15 protein-coding genes are annotated in these 16,122 nt (G+C 66.7%); 8 read left to right on the top strand and 7 right to left on the bottom strand.

The features are described from left to right. Positions 1–56 precede the first annotated feature (56 nt). Positions 57–557: a MarR family transcriptional regulator gene (locus ACT54R_RS21380; RefSeq protein WP_168457708.1), complete on the top strand. Its 501-nt coding sequence runs from the start codon at positions 57–59 to the stop codon at positions 555–557. Here ACT54R_RS21380 and ACT54R_RS21375 read toward each other — a convergent pair. Further along, on the bottom strand, positions 505–1,227 hold the full coding sequence (locus tag ACT54R_RS21375) for a TetR/AcrR family transcriptional regulator (RefSeq protein ID WP_476329742.1): 723 nt from the start codon (positions 1,225–1,227) through the stop codon (positions 505–507). The two genes, ACT54R_RS21380 and ACT54R_RS21375, sit on opposite strands and share 53 nt — an antisense overlap. A gap of 28 nt (positions 1,228–1,255) precedes the next feature. Then, positions 1,256–2,695: a coniferyl aldehyde dehydrogenase gene (locus ACT54R_RS21370; RefSeq protein WP_476329739.1), complete on the bottom strand. Its 1,440-nt coding sequence runs from the start codon at positions 2,693–2,695 to the stop codon at positions 1,256–1,258. Between the two features lie 297 nt (positions 2,696–2,992). Between ACT54R_RS21370 and ACT54R_RS21365 the strand changes: the two genes are divergently transcribed. The 5 genes from ACT54R_RS21365 to ACT54R_RS21345 all read left to right on the top strand — a co-directional run bounded on the left by ACT54R_RS21365 (position 2,993) and on the right by ACT54R_RS21345 (position 8,376). Continuing rightward, complete coding sequence (locus tag ACT54R_RS21365; RefSeq protein WP_476329736.1) at positions 2,993–3,988, top strand: ABC transporter substrate-binding protein; 996 nt, start codon at positions 2,993–2,995, stop codon at positions 3,986–3,988. A 175-nt stretch (positions 3,989–4,163) separates the two neighbouring features. Beyond that, positions 4,164–4,967 (top strand): shikimate dehydrogenase family protein, encoded by an 804-nt coding sequence (locus ACT54R_RS21360; RefSeq protein ID WP_476329733.1) that lies wholly within the window; start codon positions 4,164–4,166, stop codon positions 4,965–4,967. Next, the gene (locus ACT54R_RS21355; protein WP_476329729.1) at positions 4,964–5,734 is read left to right on the top strand and encodes a 2-keto-4-pentenoate hydratase; all 771 of its coding nucleotides are present in this window, start codon (positions 4,964–4,966) and stop codon (positions 5,732–5,734) included. The genes ACT54R_RS21360 and ACT54R_RS21355 overlap by 4 nt, the downstream gene beginning before the upstream one ends. A 139-nt stretch (positions 5,735–5,873) precedes the next feature. Further along, a complete protein-coding gene (locus tag ACT54R_RS21350) occupies positions 5,874–6,620 on the top strand; it encodes a hypothetical protein (RefSeq protein WP_476329726.1) in 747 nt (248 codons plus the stop codon). Between the two features lie 757 nt (positions 6,621–7,377). Continuing rightward, complete coding sequence (locus ACT54R_RS21345) at positions 7,378–8,376, top strand: hypothetical protein (protein ID WP_476329722.1); 999 nt, start codon at positions 7,378–7,380, stop codon at positions 8,374–8,376. A 93-nt stretch (positions 8,377–8,469) separates the two neighbouring features. Here the strand turns inward: ACT54R_RS21345 and ACT54R_RS21340 are convergent, their stop codons facing one another. The 4 genes from ACT54R_RS21340 to ACT54R_RS21325 all read right to left on the bottom strand — a co-directional run bounded on the left by ACT54R_RS21340 (position 8,470) and on the right by ACT54R_RS21325 (position 12,645). After that, entirely contained in the window at positions 8,470–9,240 is a 771-nt protein-coding gene (locus ACT54R_RS21340; RefSeq protein ID WP_476329718.1) for an enoyl-CoA hydratase/isomerase family protein, read from the bottom strand. Further along, positions 9,237–10,145, bottom strand: a complete 909-nt coding sequence (locus ACT54R_RS21335; protein ID WP_476329714.1) for an NAD(P)-dependent oxidoreductase — start codon at positions 10,143–10,145, stop codon at positions 9,237–9,239. Before ACT54R_RS21335 ends, ACT54R_RS21340 begins: the two co-directional genes overlap by 4 nt. A gap of 60 nt (positions 10,146–10,205) precedes the next feature. Beyond that, positions 10,206–11,681 carry an oxidoreductase gene (locus tag ACT54R_RS21330; protein WP_476329711.1) on the bottom strand — a complete coding sequence of 492 codons (1,476 nt, stop codon included), beginning with the start codon at positions 11,679–11,681 and terminating at the stop codon, positions 10,206–10,208. A gap of 358 nt (positions 11,682–12,039) precedes the next feature. Continuing rightward, positions 12,040–12,645, bottom strand: a complete 606-nt coding sequence (locus ACT54R_RS21325; RefSeq protein WP_476329708.1) for a biliverdin-producing heme oxygenase — start codon at positions 12,643–12,645, stop codon at positions 12,040–12,042. Between the two features lie 396 nt (positions 12,646–13,041). Between ACT54R_RS21325 and ACT54R_RS21320 the strand changes: the two genes are divergently transcribed. Continuing rightward, complete coding sequence (locus ACT54R_RS21320) at positions 13,042–13,629, top strand: superoxide dismutase family protein (protein WP_476329705.1); 588 nt, start codon at positions 13,042–13,044, stop codon at positions 13,627–13,629. 253 nt (positions 13,630–13,882) lie between these two features. Continuing rightward, positions 13,883–15,094 (top strand): ABC transporter substrate-binding protein, encoded by a 1,212-nt coding sequence (locus tag ACT54R_RS21315; protein WP_476329701.1) that lies wholly within the window; start codon positions 13,883–13,885, stop codon positions 15,092–15,094. A gap of 21 nt (positions 15,095–15,115) precedes the next feature. Here ACT54R_RS21315 and ACT54R_RS21310 read toward each other — a convergent pair whose 3' ends face one another. Then, positions 15,116–16,063, bottom strand: a complete 948-nt coding sequence (locus tag ACT54R_RS21310; RefSeq protein ID WP_476329697.1) for a DMT family transporter — start codon at positions 16,061–16,063, stop codon at positions 15,116–15,118. Positions 16,064–16,122: the final 59 nt, after the last annotated feature.

Raw genomic sequence — 16,122 nt, 5'->3', positions numbered from 1 at the left:
CCCGGGAGATGCCTTCCGCGCCCGGTGCTTCCTCGCCCGACACTTCCTCACCGACCATGCCGCTCTGGGAGCGGCCCGGCTATCTCGTCCGCCGGCTGCACCAGATTCACTCCGCCATCTTCCTGGAGGAGTGCAAGGCCTTCAACATCACGCCCGTGCAATATGGGCTGATGACCACGTTGCTTCAGCATTCCGGCAGCGACCAGCGCACCATCGGCGTCGAGGTGGGCATCGACCGGACCAACGTGGCGGACGTGCTGGAACGGCTCTCCGAGCGCGGTCTTGTCCGCCGCGAGCGGTCGGAGACGGACCGGCGCGCCATGAATGCGTTCCTTACCGAGCAGGGCCGCGCGCTGGTGGGTGAGATGTATGCCGCCATGGTCCGCGCCCAGCAGCGTCTGCTGGAGCCGCTCGATCCGGAGTATCGCTCCGCCTTCCTCGCCATGCTGACCCAGCTCGTGGAAGGCAACAACCATTACAGCCGCGCCGAGCTGAAGGCGGATTTCAAGGTCCGCCGCCGTCGCGGCCAGGACGAGCGCGGCCAGGACGAGGCGTGAGCGGAAGGTCGGGCCGCACCGCCTCCGCGCCCCAGCCGTCGATGCCCCGCGTCATCAGGCGGGTGACGAAATCGGCGGTCCGGGCCGAGTCGAAATCGGCGTCGCCGAAGGTGAGGAACAGGGCCTCCGTTCCGGTGGCAACGATGATGGAGGCGATGAGCTTAAGGTCGCGCACGGGCAGCGTTGCGCCGGGCATGACGCGGATGATGTCCGCTTCGAGGTCCTGCAGAATCCCCCGCATGTCCGCCATGGAATAGAGGCGGGCGCGGATGTGGTGCTGGTTGAGTTCGCTGAAGCGTGCTGCGCCCTCAACCGACTGCAACATTTCAAGAAAAGCGCGGTAACTCAGACGCAGCATGTCTTCGATCGTATCAGCCTGTGCGCGGGCCTCGCGGGTGCAGTCGCGCACCCGGCCGAGCAGGCGGGCCACCAGCATGTCGAACACCGCCTCCCGCGTCCGGTAGTAATTGTAGAAGCTGCCCGCCGAGACCCCACTCGCCTCGACGATGTCGCGGATGGTCGCGCCGTCCAGCCCCACCGTGGCGAAGATGGTCCATGCTGCCGCCTCGATGCGCGCCATGTTGGCGGCACGGGTGATCTCCCGCCGCGCGGAGGGGCTGTAGCGCGTCGGCGCCGTGGGTTTGTCGGATGGGGCGGGTCTCTTCGCCATCGGCTCTCCCTGCCGCCCCGGGTGCCGCTCAGGCCTTCCGTCGTCCAATCAGGACGTCGGCGACGAAACGGGCGAAGCGGCCATAGGGCGGTCCCAGCCATTCCAGCACATTCACCGGCCCGGCGACATGCACCGCGCGCGCATGGCTGAGCCGCAGGAAGCCGTCGTGGCCGTGATAGGCGCCCATGCCGCTCGGTCCGATCCCGCCGAAGGGCAGTCCCTCCTGCGCCACGTGAAGCAGCGTGCCGTTCACCGTCACGCCGCCTGACGTGGCGCCGTCGAGCACCTTTTCGCGCATGGCGCGGTCGTGGGTGAAGCAATAGAGCGCCAGCGGTCGCTCCCGCGCGGCGACGAACGCCAGGGCGTCGTCGAGGGTCCGGTACGGCACGATGGGCAGCACCGGCCCGAAGATTTCCTCCCGCAGCAGTAAGCTGTCCGGCAGCGCATCGAGCACGATGGTGGGCGGAAAGCGCCCGGCCTCCCCCTCGATCCCGTGGACGAAGGTGCGTGCCCCGCCCACCCGCGCCTCCTCGACCGCTGCGGCAAGCCGCTGGAAGTGGCGCCGGTCGATGACGGCGGTGTAGTCGGCATTGTCGGTGATGGCCGGCCAGGCGCGTTCGACCTCTGCGAGGATGGCCTCGGCGAGGTCTTTGGCCTTGTCGCGGGGAGCGAGCACATAGTCCGGCGCCACGCACGTCTGTCCCGCGTTCAGGAACTTGCCGAGCGCGATGCTGCGCGCGGCGGCGGCAACGGCATAATCAGGGCAGACGATGGCCGGGGACTTGCCGCCCAGCTCCAGCGTCACGGGCGTGAGGTTCTCTGCCGCTGCGGCCAGCACCTTCCGGGCGACACCGCCGGAGCCGGTGAAGAGGATATGGTCGAACGGCAAAGCGCAGAAGGCCGCCGCGATCTCCGGCCCCCCGGTGACGACCGCGACGCGATCGGCGGGAAAGGCCTCCCCCACAAGGCGCGCCAGCAATGCGGAGAAGCTGGGCGTCAGCTCGGACGGCTTCAGCAGAGCCCGGTTGCCGGCGGCGAGCGCATCCACGAGCGGCGCGAGCGTGAGGAGCAGGGGATAGTTCCAGGGCGACAGGATCCCGACGACCCCCAGCGGCTCGTGCCGGACATAGGCGCGGGACGGGAGGAACTGCCACCCTACCGGCCGCCGCTCCGGCCGCATCCAGCGCGCGAGGTGGCGCCGGGCGTGATGGATGGCATTGAGCAACGGCACCGCTTCCAGCAGCTCCGTCTCGGCGATTGCCCGCCCTCCGAAGTCCTGGGAGATGGCGCCGGCGATGGCGGGAAGATGGATGCGGACCATCGTTTCGAGGGTCGTCAGGGCCTGTCGCCGGACGGCGGCCGAGGGGGCGGGCTGGTGCCGCGCGGCATGTCGCTGGGTCGCAAAGATCCCTGCGAGGTCTGGCTCTTCCGCCCTCGATTGCCCGGCCGCCTTGGCTGCCCCGCTCACGTTGCGCGCCTCCGGCTGGTCCCGCAAACCCGCCCGGATCAGGGGCGAGCGGTCGCTAGCCTCTCAAAACTTGAGATCCGTGTCAAATTTCGCAGGTATCTTTTTCCGGAGGCTCCGGGCGGTTTGGAGGGCATTTGACAGGTCATGCGGCGGACGTAACTATATGGTTAGATAATCCATGCCGATCCCCTTCCGCGAGGCTGGGGCGGCCCCGGCTCGGCCATCCGCCAAGGTGGCTGGACGGACACAATAAACAAGGCCCGCCAAGACGTGGGTCGGATGGAGCGGGAGGACAGGATGGCCCTCGGTAAGAAAATAGGTGCGTGGTCTCTGGCTATTGCCGGAGCATTGCTGTGCAGCACGCTCTCTGCGGCCGCGGCGGACAAGGTGACGCTGCTTCTGAACTGGTACAATTACGGCGAGCACGCGCCATTCTATCTCGGCATCGAGAAGGGATACTTCCCTGCAGAGGGCATCGAGCTGTCCGTGGAGGAGGGGCGCGGCTCCGGTGCGACCGTTCAGGCCGTGGCAGCGGGCTCCGCGACGTTCGGCTATGCGGATTTCGGCACCATGGTCAAGGCGGCAGTAAAGGGCGCGCCCATCAAGGCCGTGGGCATCATGCTGCAGAAAAGCCCCATGGCCGTCCAGGGTTTCGCGGACAAGAACATCCGCACCCCAAAGGATATGATCGGCAAGACTGTCGTCTATACGCCGGGCGACAGTTTTTCCCAGCTGTGGCCGGCCCTTCTGAAGGTCAACGGCATCCAGGATAACCAGGTCAAGGTCATCACCGGCGATGCCGCCACCAAGCGCAACGCCGTGATTTCCGGCCAGGCGGACTTCCTCCTCGGCAACATCAACGACCAGAAGCCGCTGATCGAGGAAGCCACCGGAAAGCCTGTCTACGCCATGCTTTTCGCCGATTTCGGCGTGAACACCGTGAACGGCTCCGTCATCGTGCGGCCCGATCTTCTGGAGAAGAATCCGGACCTCGCCAAGCGTTTCCTGCGGGCGCTCCAGAAGTCCATCGCCGAGGCCAAGTCGAATCCCGAAGCCGCGGTTGACGCCATGCTGAAAGTGAACCCCAAGGCCGGTAAACGTGAGACCCTGCTCGCCAGCTGGTCTGTTACCCTGCCGCTCCTCCACACGGCGCTCACCGAGAAGAAGCCGCCCCTGTGGACGGACCCCAAGGATATCTCCGGAACCTTGGATATTCTCACCAAATACTCGGGCGTGGACCTCGATCCCGCCCAGGGCGCGAAGTTCTACACCAACGATTTCCTCCCGAACTGACAGCGATATCGGTGCTGTCAGGCCCCCTTTCACCAGGGGTATCGGTGCCGTTCGGGAGCGGGTCAGTCGAATGATGCCGAGGCCCCCGCCGCGCGCGGGGGCCGAGCCGTCGCCAGCCCGGCCAGACCCGCACGCGCAAAACCACCTAACCGGATAGTTACCAAGAGGAGCCCCCATGGTCGCCGGCACCGCCCGCCTCTATGCCATCATCGGCGATCCCGTCGGCCATGTGCGCACGCCGCTCGTGTTCAATGCCTATTTCGCCGAGCACGGCATCGACGCCGTCTGCGTGCCCATCCACATCCGCCCCGACGAACTCGAAACCGCGATGGCGGGCCTCAAGGCCATCGCCAATCTGGATGGCTTCATCGTCACGGCGCCGCACAAGGCGCGGGTGGCGGGCATTGTAGACCGGCTGGTGGGGGACGGGGATAAAGTGGGCGCGGTGAACACCGTGCGGCGGGAGGCGGATGGCAGCTTCACCGGCACCATGCTGGATGGCCACGGCTTCGTCGCCGGCCTCGCCAAGGCGGGGTGGGGGCCGCAGGGCAAATCCGTCTACATCGCCGGCGCCGGCGGGGCGGCGAGCGCCATTGCCTTCGCGCTGGCGGGGGCGGGCATGGCGCGCCTCACGATCTTTGATCGCACGCCGGCCATCGGGCAGGCACTGCTCGCGCGGGTGAAGGCGGCCTACCCGCAGATCGACGTGGCCTTCGGCACGCGCGACCCCTCCGGCCATGACCTTGCGGTGAATGCGACGCCGCTGGGCCTCGAGCCGGAGGATCCCTTCTCCTTCGACGTGGAGAAGGCGGACCCCTCCACCCTCGTCGCCGAGGTGCTGATGAAGCCCGAGACGACGGCCCTCCTCCACGCCGCCGCCGCGCGCGGCTGCGCCATCCACCAGGGGAAGCACATGCTGGATGGCCAGCGCGACCTGATGATGGCCTATTTCGGCCTCGTCCCGCAGGCGACCCCGTGAGCCCCGAAGACGCCACCCGCCTCGCCGGCCTGCTCCACGCGGCGCGGCAGGAGGCGCGGCTCGCGGAACTGCCAGCTGACGCCCGCCTGCCCGCGACGCCGGAGGAGGCCTATCAGGCGCAGGCCGAGATCGTCCGCCTCTCCGGTGAGGAGATATGCGGCTGGAAGGTCACGGCGCTGAAGGACGAGGACCGCGCGGCCTATGGCGGCACGCGCCCCGTGGCCGGCCCGCTGCTTTCCGGCTGGGTGTTTCCGTCGCCTGCGGAGGTTCCGCTTTCCCGCTTCATCGCGCCGCTGCTGGAATGCGAATTCGCTTTCCTGCTGGGGCGGGACCTGCCCCCGCGCGCGGCGCCCTACACGCTGGAGGAGATCGCCGACGCGGTGGCCGCGCTCATCCCCGCCTTCGAGATTGCCGATGGCCGCGTGCCCCCGGAGGCCCCCGGCGCCCTGCGCCTTGCCGACAGCATGGGCAACGGCGCCTTCATCCCCGGCACCCCGGTGGCCGACTGGCGCGCCCTCGACCGCGCCGGCCCCGTCACGCTCACCATCGACGGCAGGACCATCGAGACCGGCAGCGGCGCCCGCATCCTCGGCGACCCGCTCAAGGCCGTCCAGCACCTCGCCAACGCCCAGCCTTTGTGTGCGCCCTTGCGCGCCGGACAGATCGTGACGACCGGCACGGCGACGACGCCGGTGCGGCTGGAGCGGGCAGGGCGGGTGGAAGCGGATTTCGGAGCGGCGGCGAGGGTGGCGCTGGGGATCGCGTAGGCCAAGCCGAAAAGTGCAACGCCGAAAGGTGCGGCCGTCAAAAGCGCAGTTGCCGCTTGACCGCAGGCGATGCTACCGATGGGGAAGCGGACGGCCGCCGTGGGGGCAAAAGCAGTCTGCGCTGAACGAGGGGGATATCGTGATCGCGTCGATCCGGGGGCTTGTCGTGTGCGCGGTCGCGACCGCTCTTGTCGCCGCCTTTGGCGCGGGGGCGGCGGCGCAATCCATCGATTTCAGCCGCCCCTATTATGAGGGCCGCTGGGCCTGGCAGGGCAACGCCAGGCTGAAGGAGAACAACCAGAACACCAGCCGCCTGCAGTTCAACGCCACGGCGGATCGGGCGGTCTATTGCTATGACACCCGTTGCTACAATGTGAAGCCCACCACCACGGCGGACGGCGGCATCGCCTTCCCGGGGACAGGCAAGAACGGCTTCAGGTTCGATCCTGCAAGTTCCGAGGCGCAGCTGACGGGCGGCTATTGGTACGCCTTCCCCTCCAATGGCGCGCCGGACGCCACCATCGTCTTCCGGCTGAAGCCCGGCGGCCCCGCCCCGGCGGCGCCCACCATCGACTTCAGCCGCCCCTATTACGAAGGCCGCTGGGTCTGGCAGGGCAACGCCAGGCAGAAGGAAAACAACCAGAACACCAGCCGTTTCCAGTTCAACGCCACCGGCGAGCGCGGCGTCTATTGTTATGATGCCAAGTGCTACGCCGTGAAGCTCACCCCCGCGGCGGGCGGCAGCTTCACCTTCCCGGGCCTCGGCAAGAACGGCTTCAAGTTCGCATCCTTCAATTCCGAGCGGCAGCTCAACGGCAGCTACTGGTACATCTTCCCCTCCACCAAGACGCCGGACGCGACGGTGGTGCTCAATCTGAAGCCGTGAGGGGAGGGGGCGGCGACGCGCTCAAGGCTGCCGGCACGCAGCCCTTGTGCGCGCCCCTGCGCGCAGGCACATCATCACCACCGGCAGGCGACGATGCCGGTGCGGCTGGAGGGCCGGACGGGGCGGGTGGAGGCGGATTTTGGGGCGGTGGGGCGTTGGCCTATGGACAGCGACTTAGGCTTGTCTTTGGAAGCAGACTCGGGCAGTTTTTAGTGTGCTAATTTCTGCTCGGGTCGACTATGACTGAACGCCAAAATCCACTTCGTCGGCTCGAATTGCCCCGCCGGTGGGAATTTCTTGCGGAGCGGGCCGCGAAGGCGGAGGTGGACCCTAGCGAAGTTGTAGAGCGTGTTGACGATGCCGCTCTTCGGATTGACGCTCTGCTTCGTCGCACGCACGATGGCGGAGGAGGTGTCATCGAAGTGATATACGGTCTGTCCGGTTCAGGAAAGACGACGTTTCTACAAACTCTTCCGCGATTTTTTGAGGGTGTTAGGGTCACTAGCTTCCCCAAAGAAAGTCCTCTTTCCGATCTTCCAGAATTCGTAAAAAATGGCGCAATTCCAGGAGACGATAAGAGTAGAATTGTATTGATAGATAGGCGGGATAATCCAACGGCTGGCGAGCTCGCGATGGTCGAGGAGGTGTTTGGCGAACTTCTCAATACTTTTCGTGAGCCGGGAGGTGATGGCCGATCACTAAGCCTGAAAGTGCCAATCATATCTCCACTACAGCGTGGTCAGTCGGGCGAGATTCGATGGCTGACGCCGATTCGAATGGTCAGTTCCATTTCAAAGGAATTGGAAAGGACCGGTATTTTGATCTTGCTGATAATACTAGTCGCACTCTAACAGGTGATGGCTTGGAGGCGTTTGGTATAACGCGGGCAAAGGCTTTGGAGGTTATTCCTCAGTGCGATACAATTTCCGATTTTTATTCAAAAATCACGGCGATTTCCGATCGAAATAGAGACGAAACTTGGTCAATTCTCAAGAAAAAATCAGTGTCCCACCTTTGGATCGTTTTGCCCGGCGATGACGTAAAGATGCTCAATGCCACCGCAGATGCGCTCACGCAGGGCATTAAAAGTAAAATAGACATAGACAAAGTCGGAGAGATGATCGATCGCCCAGATCAAGACGCGCTGTATGTGGTGGATTGGAAAAGTAGGCGCGGGCAATTAGCTCACCTACTGCGAGCAATTGATGTTCGACTTTTTGGGTTGCCTCCGAACGTTTCGCTAGCAGCTGTTCGTTCTTTCGGGGATGAAACGTTGAAGGCCCGGCTGAAGCAACCTGCTACAAATCTCGAGCAGTCGAAACAAGCCATGAAATCCTGCAGATTGTACAAATCAATATTGGATCAAGTTGGAATCGAGACATCTCCATATGCTGGTGCGCGACAATTAAGTAAGGAAACCGTTGACGAATTCCTTCGTATTCAGGTTGCAGCATCCAAGGATGATAAGCCGCTAAATAAGGCTCTTGGTCAATTAATAGCGGTTTGTCTTTCAGAAGACGCTCCATCATTGAATGTAATAAGCGAAAAAAAATCGCTTCCGGGAAGTTCGTTGCAACCTGATATACAAATCGATTTGGGTGATGGTGAGTACATATGCCTTGAACCAACTTGGCGAACGAGTGGCGTTGGCGTTGTGGGTGAGATTAAGCAGGCTCAAAATACCCTCTCAGAGGCGCATTTGAAGAAATATGTTCTCGAAAAAGCGACGCAATACGTTAAAGACATGGGGCTGTAATTCCGCGGATTCGGTTGAGCCGCTGCCAGGTGGCTGGTCCTGGTCGGTGAACGGGGCAGACTTTTATAATCACGATGGTTGTCGAGGCGCCCCTCAAAACCGCCCCTCCCGCCCCTCCTGAAACGCGGTGATCCCCTCCTGCCGGCCCCGGTCGCTCATGCAGATCACGTGCAGTTCGTTCTCGTGGCGGATGCCGGCCTCCAGCGGCATGGAGAGGGCGGCGCGGGTGGCGGCTTTGACGGCCTGGGTGGCGAGGGGGCTGAAGGTGGCGATGCGCTGGGCCAGCGCCGTGGCGTGGGCGTCGAGGGCGTCGTCGTCCACCACCTCCTCCACGAGGCCGATGGCGAGCGCGCGCGCCGCATCGATGGTGTCGCCGGAGAGCAGCAGGCGCATGGCCTGCCCGTAGCCCACGAGGCGCGGCAGCATCTGGGAGGCGCCGCCGCCGCCCACCCAGCCGCGCGTCACCTCCGGCGCGCCGAATTTGGCGGACGTGCCGGCGATGCGGATGTCCGCCCCGAGCGCGATCTCCAGCCCCCCGCCCAGCACCCAGCCGCGCAGCGCGGCGATGACGGGCTTCCGCATGTCGCGCACCACGGCGGCATATTCGATGCGGTTGCGGAAGGCCCAGAGGTCGGTGATCTCGCCGAGGGCATTCATGTCCGAGCCGGCGGAAAACGCCTTCTCCCCGCCGCCGGTCAGCAGCACCACGCGCACCGCATCGTCGGCATCCAGCGCCGCGCAGGCCGCCGCGAGGTCGCGGGCCATGGCGGGGGTGATGGCATTGTGCTTGCGCGGCCGGTCGATGACGAGGCGCGCCACTTGCCCCTCGCGCGTCACGCGGATGGCGCCATCGGTGTCGCTCATGCTTCCCCTCCCTCGCGTACGCGGGCGGAGCGGCGCTCCACCTCCTCGAAAATGGCGGAGACATCGCGGTCCGTGCCGCCATGGGCCATCATGTCCGTGAACAGGCCGGCGAGGGTGTCGAGCAAGGTGAGGCTGAGCCCCATCTCCCCCGCCAGCGCCTGCGCCGTCTTCAGATCCTTCAATTGATATTGCGCCGGGGAGCCGGGCACGAAATCCCGCGCCGCCATGCGCGCGCCGTGGAGGTTCAGCACCTTGGAATCACCGAAGCCGCCCATCAGCGCCGTGCGCAGGTTCTTAAGGTCCGCCCCGCCCTTGGCGGCGAAGGCGAAGGCCTCCGCAACACCGGCCATGGCCGCGCCGACGATGATCTGGTTGGCGAGCTTGGCGAGCTGCCCCGTCCCCACCGGCCCGATGCGCGTCGCCCGGCCCATGGGGGCGAAGAGGGGAGCAAGGTCCGCGATGGTGGCGTCGTCCCCGCCGGCGAGGATGGCGAGGGTGCCCTCCCGCGCCCCCACCTCGCCGCCGGAGACGGGCGCGTCCACGTAACGGATGCCGCGCGCGGCGGTCGCTTCCGCCTGCGCCCGGCAGGTCTCGACGGGGATGGAGCTCATCACCACCAGCGCGGCACCGGGCTTGAGCGCATCGAGTGTGGCGCCGGAGAACAGCACCTCGTCGATCACCGCGCCGGTGGAGAGCATCACCACCGCCGCCTCCGCCCCCGCGAGCGCCTGCTCGGGCGTGTCGGCGAGGGTGACGCCGGAGGCGAGCAGCGGCTCCGTCTTCACCCGGCTGCGGTTCCAGGCGGCGACGTTGAAGCCCGCCTCCGCCAGTCGCCGCGCCATGTGACCGCCCATGATGCCGGTGCCGAGAAAGGCGATCCGTGCCCCCGGTGCGATCTCCGCCATGGTGTCCTCCCGAGGGTTTTTAAGCGGTCTTCGCTCAGGCGCCGCGCGGGCTAGAGCGCTTTAAGCGGTCTTCGCCGCCTTCTTCACCGCCGCGAGCTGCTTGAATTCTTCCGATTTCTTGTAGAACGCATCCAGCGGATAGCAGCCGGAGACGATGCCGTTGCGCGGGGCGGAGGTGCAGTCGGAGAAGGTCCGGCACACCTTCTTCTTCTGGAACGGCCGGCCGTGGAGCACGTCGAGGGGCAGGTCGGGATAGGAGAGCACCATGCGGCCGAGGCCGACGAGGTCCGTCCAGCCCTGCCGCACCACCGCCTGCGCCACGTTCGGCAAGAACTCCTGCAGATAGGTGTAGCCGGAGCCGATCAGCGTGAAGTCCGGGAAGCGTTCCTTCAGCGCGCGCACCACCTCCAGATGGCGCATCACGCCCATGAGCGGGTCTTCCGGCGGCTGGTAGCCGTCGGAGGGCGGATAGCTCGCCGGGCGCGTGACGTGGGGATTGTAATAGGGGCTGCCGAGGGTGACGTTGACGAGGTGGATGTCGAGCGCCCGCAGCACCTCGAACACCTCGAAGGTCTCATTGAGGTCATAGGCGGTGGGGTCGCCCGCATCGGTGCCGAAGCCGTAGACGTAGGGCAGGGCGCCCGCCGCGTTCTCCGGCACGCCGGGGCCGAGGATGCCGGGCACGCTCGCCGCCGGGTCCGGCCGGTAGGCGATGAGATCGATGGCCGAGAGGCGCACGCCAAACTTCAGCCCCGGGCAGGCGGCGCGGATGCCGCTCGCGAGCTCCCGCAGGAAGCGGGTGCGGTTCTCCAAGGGTCCGCCGAACGCGCCGGGCCGGCTGCGGGCGGAGAGGAATTCGTGGCCGAGATAGCCGTGGCAGTGCTTGAGATCCACGAAATCGAAACCGCACGCCTGCGCGCGCTTCGCGGCGATGATGTAATCGTCGATCAGCCGCCAGATGTCGTCGTCCGACATCACCGGATACTGGTCCGGGATGCCGAATTTCCGGTCGAGCACCGGGTGGCGGTAGAGGATCATCTGCTCGAACTTGCGATTGTCGTTCGGCTTGCAGAAGCGGCCCGAGTGGGTGAGCTGGAGGCCGATGACGAGGTCGTCGTCGTTGCCGGTGGCCTCCCTGTGGGCCGCGATGACCGTCTCCCGCAGGCCGGCGATGGCGGGTTGCGTCGCCTCGGTCATCACCAGCTGGAGCGGGTTGGCGCGCCCGTCATGGCGCACCGCCACCGCCTCGCCGCCATAGATGAGCTTCGCGCCGCTCTCGCCGAAGCGCCGCCAGCGGCGGATGGTGTTCTCCGTGGGCGCGCCCTCCCGCGTGCCGTCCCAGCCCTCCATGGGGTGGATGGCGAAGCGGTTGCCGATTTTCATCCCGTCCACGGTCAAGGGAGCGCCGAGCGGCTGGTCGGGGCCGTGGGCCACGATGTCGTCGCAGGGCATGTCCGCGCCCAGCTCGGCGAGATGCGCCCGGAAGCCGGCGACGCCGTGGAACGAGGTGATCTTCGGGAAATCCCCATACTTCATGGAGGGCCTCCTTGGGGCGCGATCTGGGGCGCGTCTCGGGCGTTTCTCTCGGTGTGTCTTGGCGGGGCCTTGCGGCGGGCGTTCTTCCTTATGTAACTGGTTAGTTAATATGGAGGAGGCGGGGCTGTCAATGTGGATGGGGGAGGCGGGCCGCTGCTTGGATTCGCTGGCGTGCGCCCCTCCCATCGCCGGCCACGGGTCATCGCCGGGATGCCGGGCGAATCCTGTGCTGGGCCAGCACTGCCGGGATGCTGAAGGCAGGAGAGGGCCGCGCCCGTGCGACGCCGCGCCCAGACGAGCCATGGTCCGTCCGGGCGGGGGGAGGGCGGATGCGCGCAGTCGGGCTGGCGCCAGGCTTTCAGGCGAAAACGTCGCTCACATAGGTGGCGACGCGGGTGAAGGCGGCTTCCGCACCGTGAGCGGCGCGCGCCTCCTCGTCGGCCGAAAGGGGCACGGCATCGAGCGCGGCGACGAAGGTCTTCCAGTGCAGCCCCCGCCCCTCGGGCGCGGCGGCCAGATGCCGGGCGCCAAATCCCTCGTCGAGGCCGAGCGCTGCGGCGGCCTTCAGCAGGAAGGCGGCGCCGAGGTTCGAGCCTTCCGCCACATAGAGCCAGCCGAGCGCTTCGGGCAGCGGCGCGTCGATCGCCAGGGCGGGGGGCGCGAGGGGCGCCGGAGCGGAAAGGCCAAGGTCGGCGAGGTCGGCGGCGATATCGGCGAGGCGCCGGCGGCCGGGAAGGTCGGGCAGCAGCGTGCCGAGGGCCGGGCTGTCGTAGAGCGCGGCGATGTCGCGATGGAACAGATACTGCACCGTGAGGAACCGGCCGTAGCGCTCCCGGCTCTCGAACGGTCGCCCCGCCATGATCGCCGCATCGAGCCGGCCGTGGGCGGCGCCGGTGAGGGCCTTCAGGGCTTGCGCGCGGGTTTCGGGGCGGGCCGCGGGGCGATCAAGTTCGGTGGTGGTCATGGGGGCCTCAATATTTGAACTATTCTCGATCAAAACAAATGATCCGGCAGAACAGATACGTTCTTGATCTATCTAAGCAGCCACGAGGCTTCCCGCAAGACGCTACGGCAATCCCTGCGAAGGCGATGAAAAGTCATCGCGGCCCGCGCCTGTTCGCGAAAACAGTGCATCCGGCATCATTACATCAAATGGTGGCCACCGCCAGCTTTGGCCGCCACCGCCCCGACGACAGGGGCGGAAGCTTTGCTGGAAATATTCCAATCAAAACTCGGAACGTTCCGGGCGCGGGAGCGATGGGCAAGGACGGGCGGACTGCGGCGCGGTCGAGTTCACCGCCGCGTTGATGTAGGCTCCCCGCGCAGGCCGGCGCGTCGTCCGGCCCGAGGAGGAACGATCATGCGTCCGTTCACCAGTGCCGCCCGCCGCCCCGCCTGGACCCAGCTTCCCCTTCTCGCAGCTCCGATTCTCGCCGGCGCCCTCGTCGCCGCTCCGGCCTTCGCCCAGACTCCCGCCCCTGCGGCCGCGCCCGCCGCGACGGTGGTGAAGGCCGACATCATCAACAACGAAGGTAAGACCATCGGCTCCGCCACCGCCACGGGCACCGAGCGCGTCACCATCGTCCGGCTGGCGTTGTCGCCCGGCGCGCTGCCGGCCGGCTGGCATGGCATCCACTTCCATCAGGTGGCCAACTGCTCCGACACCGCCAAGTTCCTGGATTCCAAGGGCCACGTGAACCATCACGACAAGGCCCACGGCCTCCTCAACCCCAATGGCCCTGATCAGGGCGACCTGCCCAACATCTACGCCAACGCCGATGGCTCGGTGAATGCCGAGGTGTCGAGCACCACCGGCCTCACCGACAAGGATGGCCTCGGCCAGCCGGGCGGCTTCGCGCTGGTGATCCACGCCAGCCCCGACGACTTCATCACCCAGCCCATCGGCGGCGCCGGCGCCCGCATCGCCTGCGCGGCGTTCAAGCCCTGAGGGTAGGCGCCCCTAGCCCAGCACCGTCATCGCCCGGTTCATCCGGGCGATCCACGGTGTGGCCGGGATGGGTGCGCGGGCAGCGCCCGTGCGGATGGGTGGATCGCCCGGATGAACCGGGCGATGACGATACAACATATTTTGAACGTACAACTAAAGAATACCCCGTCCTCTTCCGATAATCGATTGAACCACTCGATTTTGTGGTGATACTCCGCGCTCGAATTGCCCCATCCCGCGCGGAGCCCTTTTGATGCGCCTCAGCTTCTCCCTCGCCGCCCTCGCGGCGGCCCTGTTCTCCCTCTCCCCCGCCGTTGCGGCCGACCCGAAGCCCCTGCGTATCGGCGTGCTCAACGACCAGTCGGGCATCTATGCCGACATGGCCGGCCCCGGCTCGGTCATCGCGGCGAGGATGGCGGTGGAGGATTTCGGCGGCAGCGTGCTCGGCCGGCCCATCGAGATCATCGCCGGCGACCACCAGAACAAGCCGGACGTGGGCTCCGCCATCGTCACCCGCTGGATCGACGAGGACGGGGTGGACGTGATCGCCGACATCCCCACCTCCTCCGTCCTGCTGGCGGTGCAGGAGATCGGCCGCAGCAAGAACAAGCTGGTGCTCGCCTCCACCGGCGGTTCGTCCGATTTCACCGGCAAGGCCTGCGCGCCCACCGGCATCCACTGGACCTACGACACCTATGCGCTGGCCGCCGGCACGGGCGCGTCGCTCGCCAAGGACGGGCCGTGGTTCTTCATCACTGCCGACTATGCCTTCGGCACGGCGCTGGAGCGCGACACGGCCAAGGCGGTGGAAAAGGGCGGCGGCAAGGTGGTGGGCAGCGTGAAGCACCCGCAGGGCACCGCCGACTTCTCTTCCTTCCTGCTGCAGGGGCAGGGCTCGGGCGCCAAGCTCATCGCCTTCGCCAACGCCGGCAGCGACACGGTGAACGCCATCAAGCAGGCCAACGAGTTCGGCATTCCCCAGTCGGGCATCAAGCTCGCCGGGCTCTACCTGCACATCACCGACATCCACGCCATCGGCCTTCCGACGGCGCAGGGGCTCATCCTCACCCAGGGCTTCTACTGGGACCTGAATGACGAGACCCGCGCCTGGTCCAAGCGCTTCTACGACAAGCACAAGGCCATGCCCACCATGGGGCAGGCCGGCACCTATTCGGCGATCCTGCATTATCTGAAGGCGGTGAAGGCCGCCGGCACCACGGACACCGCCACCGTCGCCGCGCAGATGAAGGCGACGCCGGTGGACGACTTCTTCTCCCACGGCGGGCGCATCCGCGAGGATGGGCGCATGGTCCATGATCTCTATCTGCTGCAGGTGAAGACGCCGGCCGAGCAGAAGTATCCGTGGGACTATCTCAAGCTCATCCGCACCATTCCCGGCGACGAGGCCTTCCGTCCCCTCGCCGAGGGCGGCTGCCCGCTGGTGCACCAGCACGCGGCGAACTGAGGACGCTTTTGCCCCCGCCGCTCAGCCGCGGCGGGGGAGGGGCCCCCCGCTCGCCAGATAAACCCCGATGGTGGCGGCGAAGATGCCCAGCCAGTCCGTGCCGGAGGGAACCTCGCCGAGGATGGGGATGGCCATGAGCGCCGCCATCACCGGCACGCAGGCGCCAAAGGCGGCGCCCGCCGAAGCGCCGAGCAGCGCCACCGAGCGGGCGAACAGGAACAGCGAGATCACGGTGGCGAAGACGCCCTGATAGACGGCCTGGAAGACCACATCGCGCAGCGGCGCATCGAACGCCGTGAACCCGTGCAGCACGCCGTAGAGCGGCAGATAGAGCACCGCCGAGCCCACCGACACCACCGCCACTGCATGGAGCGCGCCGAGCCCGCTCTTGCGCAGCGCCACCGCGTAGCAGGCCCACATGAAGGCGCCGGCCATGCATAGAAGGTGGCCGATGCCCGAGCCGAGCCCGGTGGCCACCGCCCCCACGCCGGCAATCAGCGCCACGCTCGCCAGAATCAGCGCATAGCCCACCTTCCGCTGGATGCTGAACCGCTCGCGCAGGGCCACGGCCGAGATCAGCGCCACGAACAGGGGCATGACGCCGGGAATGAGCACCCCCGCCTCCCCGGCCGGCGTGGTGCGCAGTCCGAAGCCGGCCACCACCGCATAGGGCGCGCCGGCCCCGATGATCATCACCAGAAGCTGCCAGGGCTTCGCCTTGTCGAGCCCCAGCCCGTGGCGCAGCAGCACCGGCAGCAGCACGAGGCCGGCGGTGGCGTAGCGCAGCATGGTGACATCGAACACGCCGAGGGAGGAGGTGACGCCCAGCCGGGTGATGGACATCCACCCCGCCCAGATGGTGACGCTCGCCAGCCCGAACAGCGCCCCCGCCACGTAGCGGGCGGTGGAGATCGGCGCGCCCGCCGCCTGCGGGCCCGTCGTCTGGGAAGGAGCCGTGTGCGTACTCATGCGGTGTAGGTCGTCATGCCGCGGATGTGCTCATGCCTGTCCGGAATCGGGCACAGGCT

This window comes from Xanthobacter sp. DMC47 (assembly GCF_056313845.1).
The sequence above is the reverse complement of the archived record's forward strand: the minus strand, read 5'-3'. Positions and strand labels throughout refer to the sequence as shown.

Coding starts and splice junctions, on each gene's coding strand:
- ACT54R_RS21315 (WP_476329701.1), top strand. CDS start 13,883: ATGCGCCTCAGCTTCTCCCTCGCCGCCCTCGCGGCGGCCCTGTTCTCC.
- ACT54R_RS21330 (WP_476329711.1), bottom strand. CDS start 11,681: ATGAAGTATGGGGATTTCCCGAAGATCACCTCGTTCCACGGCGTCGCC.
- ACT54R_RS21335 (WP_476329714.1), bottom strand. CDS start 10,145: ATGGCGGAGATCGCACCGGGGGCACGGATCGCCTTTCTCGGCACCGGC.
- ACT54R_RS21310 (WP_476329697.1), bottom strand. CDS start 16,063: ATGAGTACGCACACGGCTCCTTCCCAGACGACGGGCCCGCAGGCGGCG.
- ACT54R_RS21375 (WP_476329742.1), bottom strand. CDS start 1,227: ATGGCGAAGAGACCCGCCCCATCCGACAAACCCACGGCGCCGACGCGC.
- ACT54R_RS21325 (WP_476329708.1), bottom strand. CDS start 12,645: ATGACCACCACCGAACTTGATCGCCCCGCGGCCCGCCCCGAAACCCGC.
- ACT54R_RS21340 (WP_476329718.1), bottom strand. CDS start 9,240: ATGAGCGACACCGATGGCGCCATCCGCGTGACGCGCGAGGGGCAAGTG.
- ACT54R_RS21380 (WP_168457708.1), top strand. CDS start 57: ATGCCGCTCTGGGAGCGGCCCGGCTATCTCGTCCGCCGGCTGCACCAG.
- ACT54R_RS21365 (WP_476329736.1), top strand. CDS start 2,993: ATGGCCCTCGGTAAGAAAATAGGTGCGTGGTCTCTGGCTATTGCCGGA.
- ACT54R_RS21345 (WP_476329722.1), top strand. CDS start 7,378: ATGGCTGACGCCGATTCGAATGGTCAGTTCCATTTCAAAGGAATTGGA.
- ACT54R_RS21360 (WP_476329733.1), top strand. CDS start 4,164: ATGGTCGCCGGCACCGCCCGCCTCTATGCCATCATCGGCGATCCCGTC.
- ACT54R_RS21320 (WP_476329705.1), top strand. CDS start 13,042: ATGCGTCCGTTCACCAGTGCCGCCCGCCGCCCCGCCTGGACCCAGCTT.